10 protein-coding genes are annotated in these 12,024 nt (G+C 71.6%); 9 read left to right on the forward strand and 1 reads right to left on the reverse strand.

The genetic code is table 11. From position 1 onward, the window contains the following. Window positions 1-15 precede the first annotated feature (15 nt). The 5 genes from F4554_RS09795 to cydC all read left to right on the forward strand — a co-directional run bounded on the left by F4554_RS09795 (window position 16) and on the right by cydC (window position 7,146). Entirely contained in the window at window positions 16-1,110 is a 1,095-nt protein-coding gene (locus F4554_RS09795; RefSeq protein ID WP_179787091.1) for an acyltransferase family protein, read from the forward strand. A gap of 84 nt (window positions 1,111-1,194) precedes the next feature. Further along, entirely contained in the window at window positions 1,195-2,655 is a 1,461-nt protein-coding gene (locus F4554_RS09800) for a cytochrome ubiquinol oxidase subunit I (RefSeq protein ID WP_179787092.1), read from the forward strand. A 17-nt stretch (window positions 2,656-2,672) separates the two neighbouring features. After that, window positions 2,673-3,659, forward strand: coding sequence for a cytochrome d ubiquinol oxidase subunit II (cydB, locus tag F4554_RS09805; protein WP_179787093.1), 987 nt, complete (start codon window positions 2,673-2,675; stop codon window positions 3,657-3,659). Next, a complete protein-coding gene (gene cydD, locus F4554_RS09810) occupies window positions 3,656-5,395 on the forward strand; it encodes a thiol reductant ABC exporter subunit CydD (RefSeq protein WP_202889230.1) in 1,740 nt (579 codons plus the stop codon). The genes cydB and cydD overlap by 4 nt, the downstream gene beginning before the upstream one ends. A 14-nt stretch (window positions 5,396-5,409) precedes the next feature. Further along, on the forward strand, window positions 5,410-7,146 hold the full coding sequence (gene cydC, locus F4554_RS09815) for a thiol reductant ABC exporter subunit CydC (RefSeq protein ID WP_179787094.1): 1,737 nt from the start codon (window positions 5,410-5,412) through the stop codon (window positions 7,144-7,146). Here cydC and F4554_RS09820 read toward each other — a convergent pair. After that, the gene (locus F4554_RS09820; RefSeq protein ID WP_179787095.1) at window positions 7,106-8,056 is read right to left on the reverse strand and encodes a dihydrodipicolinate synthase family protein; all 951 of its coding nucleotides are present in this window, start codon (window positions 8,054-8,056) and stop codon (window positions 7,106-7,108) included. The genes cydC and F4554_RS09820 overlap by 41 nt on opposite strands. A gap of 198 nt (window positions 8,057-8,254) precedes the next feature. Between F4554_RS09820 and F4554_RS09825 the strand changes: the two genes are divergently transcribed. The 4 genes from F4554_RS09825 (at window position 8,255) to F4554_RS09840 (ending at window position 12,002) form a co-directional block, all read left to right on the forward strand. Continuing rightward, window positions 8,255-9,220: an LLM class F420-dependent oxidoreductase gene (locus tag F4554_RS09825; RefSeq protein WP_179787096.1), complete on the forward strand. Its 966-nt coding sequence runs from the start codon at window positions 8,255-8,257 to the stop codon at window positions 9,218-9,220. 167 nt (window positions 9,221-9,387) lie between these two features. Continuing rightward, the gene (locus tag F4554_RS09830) at window positions 9,388-9,957 is read left to right on the forward strand and encodes a methylated-DNA--[protein]-cysteine S-methyltransferase (protein ID WP_179787097.1); all 570 of its coding nucleotides are present in this window, start codon (window positions 9,388-9,390) and stop codon (window positions 9,955-9,957) included. 77 nt (window positions 9,958-10,034) lie between these two features. Further along, on the forward strand, window positions 10,035-10,883 hold the full coding sequence (locus F4554_RS09835) for a TrmB family transcriptional regulator (protein ID WP_179787098.1): 849 nt from the start codon (window positions 10,035-10,037) through the stop codon (window positions 10,881-10,883). Between the two features lie 111 nt (window positions 10,884-10,994). After that, a complete protein-coding gene (locus F4554_RS09840) occupies window positions 10,995-12,002 on the forward strand; it encodes an adenylosuccinate synthetase (protein ID WP_179787099.1) in 1,008 nt (335 codons plus the stop codon). The last annotated feature ends 22 nt before the right edge of the window (window positions 12,003-12,024 follow it).

Raw genomic sequence — 12,024 nt, forward strand, 5'->3', positions numbered from 1 at the left:
GCCGCCTCGGACGCCGTGACCACGGAGAGTGCCGCCACCGAGACCACCGAGACCACCGGGCCCGAGGTCACCGGGCGGGTGGCGAAGACCCGCGACCCGTTCTTCGACAACGCGAAGTACATCGCCATCGTGCTGGTGGTCGCCGGTCACGCGATGGAGGCGCTGCGTGACGTGCCGTCGGGCCGGGCGCTCTACCTCTTCCTGTACATGTTCCACATGCCGGTGTTCATCATCGTGTCCGGCTACTTCTCCCGGCGGTTCCCGTACTCGAAGAACAAGGCCCGCAAGCTCGTCACGCAGTTGCTGGCGCCGTACGTCCTCTTCCAGATCGTGTACATGGCGCTGAGCCGGTTCGTGGGCGGGCATGATGTCAACCCGACCTTGCTCGACCCGTACTTCCTGGTGTGGTTCCTGCTCGCGTTGTTCGCCTGGCGGCTGTCGACGCCGGTCTGGCTGCGGATCCGCTGGCCGCTGGCGGTGGCGGTGCTGATCTCGCTGGCTGCCGGGCTGCAGGAGCTTCCGGGCGTACTGGAAACCGGCCGGATCCTCAGCCTGCTGCCGTTCTTCGTGCTGGGGATGATGCTGAAACCGGAGCATTTCGGCTACCTGCGGCGGCGTTGGGTGCGGATCCTGGCCGTACCGGTGCTGGCCGGCGGCCTGGTGGTGGCCTACTGGGCGCAGACCCGGATGAGCGTGGAGTGGGTCTTCTGGCGGCGCAGCAACGAGTACCTCGGGGTGGACAACCTCACCGGTACGGCCATGCGGGTCGGGATGCTGGTGAGCGCGACGGTCCTGTCCGCCGCGTTCCTCGCGCTGGTGCCCACGAGGAAGACGTGGTTCACCGCGCTGGGCGCGATCACGCTGTACATCTATCTCCTGCACGGCGTGCCGGTGAAGGTGGCCGACTATCTCGGGTGGTACGACCACCCCGCGCTGCACACCAATGTCGGCGTACTGGTCGCCGCGGCGGCCGGCGTGGTGCTCGCCGGGCTGCTGTCCCTTCCGCCGGTGCGCGCCGCGACCCGGTGGGCGGTCGAGCCGAAGCTGGCCTGGGCGTTCCGTCCCGTCCCCGCGACCTCCGGCAGGGCCTCGGGTAGGGGCCCCGGGTAGGGCACGACACTTCGCGCGACCACGCCGGCCCGGTGTGAGCAAGGTTACGACGCTCTGTCGTACTACAAGAAGTAGTATTCAGGCATGGGTGCAGTCGACCTCGCGCGGTGGCAGTTCGGCATCACCACCGTCTACCACTTCCTCTTCGTTCCGCTGTCGATCGGGCTGTCGGCGATCGTGGCCGGCCTGCAGACGGCGTGGTTCGTCACGAGAGCGCGGCGCTACCTCACGTTGACGAAGTTCTTCGGCAAGATCTTCATCATCAACTTCGCGGTCGGCATCGTGACCGGGCTGATCCAGGAGTTCCAGTTCGGGATGAACTGGAGTGCCTACTCGCGGTTCGTCGGCGACATCTTCGGCGTACCGCTGGCCATCGAGGGACTGCTCGCCTTCTTCCTGGAGTCGACGTTCCTCGGCCTGTGGGTGTTCGGCTGGGACCGGCTGCCGCGGGTGGTGCATCTCGGCTGCATCTGGCTGGTCGCCATCGGCACCCAGATCTCGGCGTACGTCATCCTGAGCGTCAACGCCTGGATGCAGCATCCCGTCGGCTACCGGATCGACCCGGCGACCGGACGGGCAGAGCTCACCGACTTCACCGCCCTGCTGACGAACCCGGTCGCGATCGAGGCCGGTCTGCACACCGCGGCCGCGTGCCTGCTCACCGGCGGCGCACTGGTCGCCGGTGTGGCGTTCTGGCACCTGGCCCGCTCGCACGCGACCGAGGCCGCCAGGGTGGCGTTTCGCACCGCGGCCAAGGTGGGGTCGGGCGTGGTGGTCGTCGCGGCCCTGGGCGTGGTCGTCACCGGCGACCTGATGATGAAGCTGATGACCCAGCTGCAGCCGATGAAGGTGGCCGCGGCCGAGGGGCTGTTCGACACCGAGCAGCCCGCGGGGTTCTCGCTGCTGACCCTGGGAACGGCGGACGGGCGGCGGGAGCTGTGGAGCTTCCGGTTTCCCGATCTGCTGTCGTTCCTGGCCACCGGTAGCTTCACCGGCAAGGTGGAGGGCGTCAACCAGCTGCAGGAGAAGGCGGTCGCGGCGTTCGGGCCCGGCGACTACGTGCCGAACGTGCCGGTGACCTACTGGAGCTTCCGGCTGATGATCGGCTTCGGTCTGCTCGCGGCGTTTCTCGCCCTGGTCGGGCTGCTGGTGCTGCGCAAGCCGGGGTTGCTCGCCAACCGCTGGGTGCCCCGGGTCGCGCTGACAGTGCCGTTCCTGCCGCTGCTGGCCAACAGCTTCGGCTGGCTGTTCACCGAGGGCGGCCGTCAACCGTGGCTTGCGTACGGGCTGTTCCAGACCGCGGACGGGGCCTCGCCGGGAACCGCCGCCTGGCAGGTGGCAGTGTCGCTGGCCGCCTTCACCGTCGTGTACGGCGTGCTCGCGGTGGTGGAACTCGGCCTGTTGCGCCGGGTCGCCCGGCAGGTGCCCGACCTGCCGCCCGACGACGGTGACGACGCGGAGCCCGCACCGCCCGGACGTGACCCCGGCGACCGGGCCGACCGGGACGCCGACGGGGCAGACCGCCCGATCACCTTCGCCTACTGACGAAAGGGAGAGCAACGATGGACCTGCCGACGCTGTGGTTCGGGTTGATCGTCTTCTTCTGGACGCTCTACTTCGTCCTGGAGGGCTTCGACTTCGGAGTCGGTGTGCTCGCCCGCGTGCTCGGCCGCGACGATGCCGAGCGCAGCAGGCTGCTGTCCACCATCGCGCCGGTCTGGGACGGCAACGAGGTGTGGCTGGTGGTGGCCGGCGGCGCGATGTTCGCGGCGTTCCCGGGGTGGTACGCGACCCTGACGAGCGTCTACTACCTCCCGCTGGTGGCGATCCTGGTCGCGCTGATCCTGCGTGGTGTCGCGCTGGAGTTTCGCGGCAAGCACGACGGCGACCGGTGGCGCCGCCGGTGCGACCTGGGTGTCGCGGTCGGCTCGGCCCTGCCGCCGTTGGCGTGGGGCGTCGCGCTGGCCGGCGCGGCCCGCGGCCTGCCACTGGACGGGCGCGGCGTACTCGTCGGCGGCTTCGGCGCGCTGCTGCATCCGTACGCCCTGCTGGGTGGGTGCGCGTTGCTCGCGCTGTGCCTGCTGCATGGTGCGGCGTTCCTGCGGCTGCGTACGACCGGCGAACTGCGTGCCCGTGCGAGCCGGGCGCTCGCGGTGGCGAGTGTTCCGGCCGTACTGCTCGGCGGCGGATTCTGGCTGTGGACCGCGCTGCGAGCGAGTCCCGCCGGCGGGCTGTCCGGGTGGGTCGACCTGGTTGGCGCGGTGGCGGGTCTGGGCGTGGTTGCCGGGGTCCTGTTGCGCCACGACGGCTGGGCGTTCGCCGGCACCACGGCAGCGGTCGGTGCCACGGTGGTGGCGGTCTTCTGCTCGGCGTTCCCGACGCTGATGCCGTCCACCCTCGGCCGGGCGCACGACCTGACGGTGCTCACCGAGGCCTCACCGGCGTACGGGCTACGCATCCTCACCATCGCCGGGCTGGTGATCCTGCCGGCCGTACTCGCCTACCAGGGTTGGTCGTACTGGGTCTTCCGCAAGCGGGTGGCCGGATGAGCGCGGCGTCGACGGTGCGGCCGCTCGACCCGCGGCTTCTGCGGTACGCCCGGGCGAGTGCGGTGTACGTCGGGCTGACCGCCGGGTTCGGTGCGGTGACCGCCGGCCTGGTGATCGCCCAGGCCACCTTGCTGGCCGACGTGATCAGCGGGGTGTTCGACGGTGCTTCCGGTGGGCGTGCAGGAGCGGGGGAGACGACGGGGTACGGATGGGCGCTTGCCCTGCTGGGGCTGGTCGTCACGGCCCGCGCCGGGCTCGCCTGGGGACAGGAGGTGGCCGCCCAGCGGTCGTCGGCCGCTGTCAAGGCGTCCTTGCGTCAGCGGATCACCGAGCATGTCGCCGAGCTCGGCCCGTCCTGGCTGGGCACCGAGCGCCGGGCCGCACTGACCACGCTGGTGACGTCCGGCCTGGACGCGCTGGACGGCTACTTCGCGCGTTACCTGCCGCAACTCGTCCTTGCCACCATCGTCCCGGCCGCCGTCGTGGTGTGCCTGTTCACCGCCGACCCGCTGTCCGCGGTGATCGTGGCGCTCACGCTGCCGCTGATCCCGGTCTTCATGGTCCTGGTGGGGCTGGCCACCCGAGCTCAGACCAGGCGACGGTGGCGGGCGCTGGCGGTGCTGGCGCACCACTTCGCCGACGTCGTCGCGGGCCTGCCCACGCTGAAGCTCTTCGGCCGGGCGAAGGCGCAGGCACGGGCGTTGCGCGAGGTGTCCGACGAGCACCGGCGGGAGTCGCTGGCCACCCTGCGGATCGCGTTCCTGTCCGCACTCGTCCTCGAACTCCTGGCCACCCTGTCGGTGGCGCTGGTCGCGGTCGGGATCGGGCTGCGGCTGGTCGAGGGTGAGCTGGACCTGCGGACCGCCGTGCTGGTTCTGGTGCTGGCGCCGGAGGCCTATCTCCCGTTGCGGATGGTGGGTACGCACTTCCACGCCAGTGCCGACGGGCTCGCCGCGGCGGAGGAGGCGTTCCGGGTGCTGGAGACGCCGCTGCCCGATCGCCCGGCGTCCGAGTCCTCGATCGACCCGGGCAAGGTCCGGTTGACGGTACGCGACCTCGAGGTCCGCTATCCGGACCGTGACGCGCCGGCCCTTGCAGGGTTGACGATGACCGTACAGCCGGGGGAGACGGTGGCGGTCACCGGGCCGAGCGGTGCGGGCAAGTCCACCTTGCTGGCCGGCCTGCTCGGCTTCGTGACCCCGGCGTCCGGGCAGCTGCTCGCCGGTGGGTGCGACCTGGACCGCGTCGACCCGGTGGCCTGGCGGGCAGGCGTCGCCTGGGTACCCCAACGCCCTTACCTGCTGGCCGGCACGGTGGCCGGCAACGTCCGGCTCGGCGACCCGGAAGCCGACCGCAGCCAGGTCACGGCCGCCCTGGCCCGAGCCGGTGCCGCTGACCTGGACCCCGACCGGCCGGTGGGCGAACGCGGTGCGGGTCTGTCCGCCGGGCAGGTTCGCCGGGTCGCGCTCGCCCGCGCGCTGGCCCGGGTGGAGCGGCGGCTGGCGACCGGCCGTGGCTGCCTGTTGTTGCTGGACGAACCCACCGCCGGGCTGGATCCCGGAACCGAGGAGCAGGTGCGGGCCGAACTCGCCCGGCTGCGGACGTGCGGCGTCACCACGGTGGTGGTCACGCACCGGCCGACGCTCCTCCCACTTGCCGACCGGGTCGTGGAGGTACCTCTGCGACCGACCCCCACCTCGCGGCCCGGTCGCCCCTTCGCCGGAGCGCTCGCATGACCAGGACAGCTCGCATGACCGAGGGCCTCCGCGTGGCCAGGAGTTCTCGCCGGACCGGGGCTCGGCTCGTCCTCGCCGCGGCGGCGGGTGTCGCGGCGGCGGCCAGCGCCGTCGCCCTGCTGGCCACGTCGGCGTGGCTGATCTCCCGGGCAGCCCAGCATCCGCCGGTGCTGGTGCTGATGGTCGCGATCGTTGCCGTGCGCGCGTTCGGGCTCGGCCGGGGAGTTCTGCGCTACGTCGAACGACTCCTCGCGCACGACTCGGCGTACCGGCTGCTGGGTGCCGTCCGCGCCGACGCCTACCGCCGGCTGGAGCGGCTGGCTCCCGGCGGGCTGGCGGCGTTCCGCTCCGGTGACCTGCTCGCCCGGCTGGTCGCCGACGTGGACGCGGTGCTGGACGTGATCCTGCGGGTGGCTCTGCCGGTGACGGCGGCCGGAATCACCGGGGCCGCCACGGCGGTGTTCCTCGGTCTGGTCCTTCCGGTTGCCGGGATGGCGACCGCGGGGGGCGTGGGACTGGCCCTGGTCGTGGTGCCGTGGCTGGTGGCCCGGTCCGGCCGGGCGGCCGAGCGTGCGGTCGCTCCCGAGCGCGGCCGGCTGGCCACCGCCACCACCGAACTCCTCGACGGGGCGCCGGACCTGCTGGCCTACGGCGCGACCGGCCCGGTACTGGACAACGTGCGTGCCAGTAGCGAACGGCTTCGGCGGGCCGAGCGCAGGTCGGCCTGGAGCGCCGGGCTCGGCTCGGCCGGGCTGGTGCTGGCGGTCGGAGCGGCCTGCTTGGTGGGGCTCGCCGCGGGGATAGCCGCGGTCGTCAGCGGCCGGCTGGACCCGGTGCTGCTGGCCGTGGTGGCGTTGGTCCCGCTGGCGCTGGCGGACGTGTTCGCCCCGATCCCGGCGGCGGCCCTCGGTGCGGCGCGAGCACGTCCGGCGCTGGCCCGGCTGGCACAGCTGCGGTCGGCGCCGGAGCCGGTGGCCGAACCCGACCGGCCGCTGCCCCTGCCGCCCGGTCCGCACCACCTGCGGGTGGACGACCTCGCGGTGCGCTGGTCGCCGGACGCGCCGTGGGTGTTCACCGGTGTCAACCTGGACCTGCCACCGGGCCGGCGGATCGCGGTGGTCGGGCCGAGCGGATGCGGCAAGAGCACGCTCGCCCAGGCGCTGGTGCGGTTCGTCGAGCCGGGCCGGGGCCGGATCAGCCTGGACGACGTGGACGTACGCCGGTTTGCCACCGACGACGTGCGTACGGTGGTCAGCCTGTGCGCCCAGGACGCGCACATCTTCGACACCACCCTGGCCGAGAACGTCCGGCTGGCCAGGCCCGGTGCCGACGACGCCGACGTACGCCAGGCCCTGGAGCGGGCCCGGCTGCTGGATCGGCTGGAATCGTTCCCAGCCGGCATCCACACCCGGGTCGGCGAACACGGCGAACGCTTGTCCGGCGGAGAACGCCAGCGGCTGGCGCTGGCCCGGTGCCTGCTGGCCGGTACGCCGGTGGTCGTGTTCGACGAGCCCACCGAGCACCTCGCGGAGCCGGACGCCACCGCACTCACCCGCGACCTGCTCACCGCCGCCGGTGACCGCACGGTCGTCCTCGTCACCCACCGCGCGGTCCCCGCCGACCTGGTGGACGAGGTGCTGGACCTGCGCACCCACAGCGCATCCGGCGCGTTTCGCCTTGCTGGGGAGGCAGCAGCTTCGACGCCGGCCGTCAGCTCGGGTTCCGGGTCGCGGACCCTCGCCGTTCGGTGAGCTGCCGGATGTGCTCGTACTCCCGCGCGGACGGCGGGTCGACGCCGACCCGCACCGGCCCGGCCGGCAACCCCAGCAGGTCCAGCGCGGCCTTCAGGCTCGCCACGCCACCGGACAGCGCGTGCACCACCGTGTCAACCTCGGCTTGCGCGCGCTTCTCGGCCGCGTCGTCGCCTGCCCGCACCGCGGCCGCCAGGTCCAGGAACGGTGCGGGGAAGGCCGTGGAGACACCCGAGACGACGCCCGTACCACCGACGCGGTGGACCCGGGCCAGGTCGATGTCCGCGCCGGAGTAGACCGCGAACTCCGCGGGCAAAGCCGCGCGGTAGGCGGCCACCGCGTCCACCGGCTGTCCGCTGACCTTCACCCCGGCCAGACCTGGGATCGTTGCCAGCTCGGCCAGGAGTTCCACGTCCACGCGGGTGTTGGTGAGGCTTTCGAAGAGGTACGCGTACACCGGCGCCCCGCCGGCCGCGTCGGCCACGGCACGGAAGTGGTCGAGCACCACCTGCCGGCTGGCCGGGTGGTAGTAGGGGGTGAGCGCGGCGAGTCTGCGCGCACCGAGGCCGACCGTCGCCCGGGTGAGCGCCACGGCCTGGTAGGTCGTCGCCGCCCCGACATGGGCGTAGACGTCATCGGTGTTCGGCCAGACCTCCAGCGCGGCCTCGACGACGGCCAGGCGTTCGGCGTCGGACAACGCGACGAACTCGCCGTTCGTACCGGCGACCAGCACCCCGTCCACGCCGTAGGACGCGACGCGGGCCAGCAGGGTGCGAACTCCGGCGAGGTCGAGCGACCGGTCGGGACCGAACGGTGTCGGCGCCGCGATGATCACCTGAAGTTCGGGCTGCGAGTCGGGCTGCGAGTCGGGCTGCGAGTCGGGCTGCGTGTCGGGCTGAGAGTTGGGCAAGGGGTGTCCGTTCCGTCGTCGTCGGGTCATCCTGCGTGGTCGTGCGCACTGGTCCGGTGACCGAGCCGGGTGGCCTCGCGTCCGATACCGGTCGTGCCCCGCTGCCTGGCCACACTGACGTCACCGATCGTTCGTCGGCTGTCGGTAGGGTCCCAAGCGAGGTGTCCGGTAAGCGGACACGACGAAGGGACAGTTCGCATGACCATGCGTTTCGGTGTGTTCGTACCCCAAGGCTGGCGGATGGACCTGACCGAGATCTCCGATCCGGTCGAACAGTACGAAGCGATGACCGCCGTCGCCAAGGCCGCCGACGCGGGACCATGGGACTCGATCTGGGTCTACGACCACTTCCACACGGTGCCCGAGCCCACGCAGAACACCACGTTCGAGTGCTGGACGATCACCTCGACGCTGGTGCGCGACACCCAGCGGGTCAACGTGGGCCAGATGGTCGGCTGCAACGGCTACCGCCACCCGGCGCTGTACGCCAAGATCGCCTCCACGGTCGACGTCGCGAGCCACGGCCGCCTCTACGCCGGCATCGGCGCGGGGTGGTACGAGCACGAGTGGAAGGCATACGGCTACGAGTGGCCGGAGCTGCGGGACCGGATGGGTGCGTTCCGTGAGGCCACCGAACTCATCTACAAGATGTGGACCGAGGACGCGCCGGTCTTCAACGGCAAGTACTACTCCATCGACAAGCCGTACAACGAGCCGAAGGGCGCGCGCAAGCCGCACCCGTCGTTCTGGATCGGCGGCGGCGGCGAGAAGGTCACGCTGAAGCTGGTCGCGAAGTACGGCGACGCGGCCAACATCGGTGGCGGTGACCCCGAGGCGTTCAAGCACAAGGCGTCGGTGCTCAAGGCGCACTGCGACAAGCTCGGCCGCGACTACGACTCGATCATCAAGTCGACCAGCCTGAACGTGTTCCCGATCGAGGCCGGCGCCGACCCCGAGAAGGCGACCGCGAAGGCCCGTGGCCGGATGAGCTACGAGCAGTTCGCCGACGCCAACGTCGTGGGCACCGCCGACGAGATCGCCGCGAAGGTCGAGGCGCTGGTCGAGGCCGGTTCGGACTACCTCATCACCTACATCCCTGGTGTGGCCTACGACCACGAGCCGCTGCAGCGGTTCGCCGACGAGGTCATCCCGCGCTTCAGCTGAGGCAGCGCACGGCGATCCACCGTGATCCGCCGTCATCGCTCGGGCCCGCTTCCTCCCACCGTGGAGGAGGCGGGCCCGTTCGCGTCGCGGCGTTCGTCAGGGCACCGGCTCACCACGATGTCGGATTCCCGCCAGGATCTGATCGGGGGAAAGGTTAGGTTGACGGCATGAGCACTTCCACCACTGCCACGCCGACCGCGGCGAGCGCGACGACCACCGCGGCCACGGCCCGGCCCGCGACGCCGGAAGCAGACCGGCGCACCCACACGGTCGTCGACAGCCCGGTCGGGCCGCTCACGCTGGTCGCCACCGAGGGTGTGCTCGCCGGCCTCTACATGACCGACCAGCGGCACCGTCCCGGCCAGGAGACGTTCGGCGTCCCGGACCCGGACGGGTTCGAGGAGGTCACCGCGCAGCTGGAGGCGTACTTCGCCGGGCGGCTTCGTGAGTTCGACGTACCGCTCGCGCCGGTGGGCACGGAGTTCCAGCAGGAGGTGTGGGCCGGGCTGCGGGCCATTCCGTACGGCGAGACAAGAGGCTACGGCGAACTCGCCCGCGAGATCGGCCGGCCGGCCGCGTCCAGAGCCGTCGGCCTGGCCAACGGCCGCAACCCGATCGGCATCATCGTGCCCTGCCACCGGGTCGTGGGCGCGTCCGGGAGCCTCACCGGCTACGGCGGCGGACTGGAACGCAAGCAGTTCCTGCTGGATCTCGAACGTCGGGTCCGCGCCGCCTGAGCCCGTCGCGGAGCCGAGCCGATGAAGGAGGCGTAGTAGTTGCGATAACTACTACGCCTCCTCTAGGCTCAGGGCACGTGATCGACGAACTGGTGCGGGTGGGCTTCTCCTCGCAGGAGGCCCGGGTCTACGTCGCGGCGCTGCGGCAGCCGTCGGCGACCGGCTACGAGCTCGCCAAACTCGCCGGGCTGCAGCGCGCGAACGTCTACCAGGTGCTGGCCTCGCTGTCCGAACGCGGCGTCGTGGAGCAGGTCGGCGACGGACCCGCGCGGTTCCTCGCCCAGCCACCGGCCCAGGTGCTCGGGCGGATCAAGCACGAGACCGCCCGGCGGTGCGACGCGCTGGTCGCCGACCTGGCCGCGCTGTCCGGTCCGGCGCAGCCCACCGCGTTCTGGAGCCTGAAGGGCCGGGAGTCGGTGATCGAGCGCGCGGGTGCCCTGGTCGCCGACGCCCGCGACCGGGTCGCGGTGTGCCTGTGGGCCGACGACCTGGACTGGTTGGGCGAGCCGCTGCGCGCGGCTGCGCGGTCGGGCTGTCACGTGGTCGTCAACGTCTTCGGTGACGTGCCGGTGGACTTCGGCGAGGTCTATCGCCACGAGCCGCCCGCCAAGACCGTCGGCGGTCACCTCCTCACCCTCGCCGTGGACTCGACCACGGCCCTCATCGCGTCCCTGGACGAGCCCGCCGCGGCAGTGCACACCGAGCATCCCGCACTGCTGCGGGTGGTGGAGAAGCTCATTCGGGACGAGGCCTACCTCGCCGCCATCTACGACCAGCTCCGGCCGCAACTGGAGGAGACGTTCGGTCCGCACCTGGTCGACCTGCGGTCGAAGCTGCTCCCGGCCGAGCAGGCCAGCGCCCTGCTGTCGGTGGTCGGTTTCGGCGCGGACGCTCCTGTCGTGGAGGAGCTGCTCCCGCCGCAGTAGTGCGAGACCACCCGCTCCGGGTGGTGAGAACGTCAGTGCCTGCACGGCTCGAAGAACCTTGCTGTGCAAGGAAACCGTGTGCTTCGAACGTCTTGTAAAGGATGGGTTGACATGGGTGCGGTCGTCATCGTGGACGCGTTGTGGGGAGACTCCGGCAAGGGCAAGGTGTGTGCGCACCTCGCCGTCCGTGACAAGGCGCCGTTGGCAGTACGTGCGGGTGTCGGCACCAACGCCGGTGCGAGCGTGACACTGGACGACGGCACGCTCGTTCGCGCGCGGCAGCTTCCGACCGGGTGGATCAACCCGGGTACGACCGTGGCGGTGGGGTCCGGCGTCCTCGTCGACCCGGCCGTGCTGGCAGGGGAGGTGGCGAGGTTCGGCCTCGCCGGTCGCGTACTCGTGGACGGGCGCTGCGCGCTGATCGAGCCAGGGCACGTCGAGGCCGAACGTGCCGACGCGCACCTGGCCGCGACGGTCGGCTCGACCTGCACCGGCAACGGCGCCGCCCGGGCGGACTTCGTGCTCCGCCGGGCCCGGCAGGCACGCGACGAGCCGGCCCTCGCGCCGTACGTCACCGACGTCGCCCGGCACGTGAACGACGTGGCCCGCGACGGCCTGGTCCTCGTGGAGGGATCGCAGGGAGCCCTGCTGTCGTTGGCGTTCAGTGACGAGTACCCCTACACCACCTCCGGCAACTGCACCGCCGCCGCGGCGATGGACGACGTCGGCATGAACTGGCGGCTGGTGCAGGACGTGCTGATGGTGGTCAAGGCACTGCCGACCAGGGTCGGTGAGGGGCCGCTGCCGTACGAGCTCCCCGAGGAGGAGGTGCTGCGGCGCGGCATCGCGGAGTACGGCGTGGTCACCGGGCGGCCGCGGCGCAAGGCCGGCCGGCTGGACCGGGACCTCCTCGGCTACGCCGCGATGCTCAACGGGCCCACGCAGATCGCGTTGACGTTCTGCGACCACGTGGACCCGGCGATGCGCGGCTCCCGCGACGCCGCGGCGATCACCGCACCGGTCCGGGAGTTGATCGAGCAGGTCGAACACGACACCGGCGCTCCGGTCGTGCTGCTGGACACCGGCCCGGGCCTGAGCGACATGATCGACCTCCGCTAGAGGCCTCGGCTGCGGCCGCGGC

Origin of the sequence: Actinopolymorpha rutila (genome assembly GCF_013407855.1) — a bacterium.
GTDB lineage: Bacteria > Actinomycetota > Actinomycetes > Propionibacteriales > Actinopolymorphaceae > Actinopolymorpha > Actinopolymorpha rutila.

Excerpts from the sequence above, each read along its gene's own strand:
- cydB (WP_179787093.1), top strand. The coding sequence starts at position 2,673 with ATGGACCTGCCGACGCTGTGGTTCGGGTTGATCGTCTTCTTCTGGACG.
- F4554_RS09840 (WP_179787099.1), top strand. The coding sequence starts at position 10,995 with ATGGGTGCGGTCGTCATCGTGGACGCGTTGTGGGGAGACTCCGGCAAG.
- cydC (WP_179787094.1), top strand. The coding sequence starts at position 5,410 with ATGACCGAGGGCCTCCGCGTGGCCAGGAGTTCTCGCCGGACCGGGGCT.
- F4554_RS09830 (WP_179787097.1), top strand. The coding sequence starts at position 9,388 with ATGAGCACTTCCACCACTGCCACGCCGACCGCGGCGAGCGCGACGACC.
- cydD (WP_202889230.1), top strand. The coding sequence starts at position 3,656 with ATGAGCGCGGCGTCGACGGTGCGGCCGCTCGACCCGCGGCTTCTGCGG.
- F4554_RS09800 (WP_179787092.1), top strand. The coding sequence starts at position 1,195 with ATGGGTGCAGTCGACCTCGCGCGGTGGCAGTTCGGCATCACCACCGTC.
- F4554_RS09825 (WP_179787096.1), top strand. The coding sequence starts at position 8,255 with ATGACCATGCGTTTCGGTGTGTTCGTACCCCAAGGCTGGCGGATGGAC.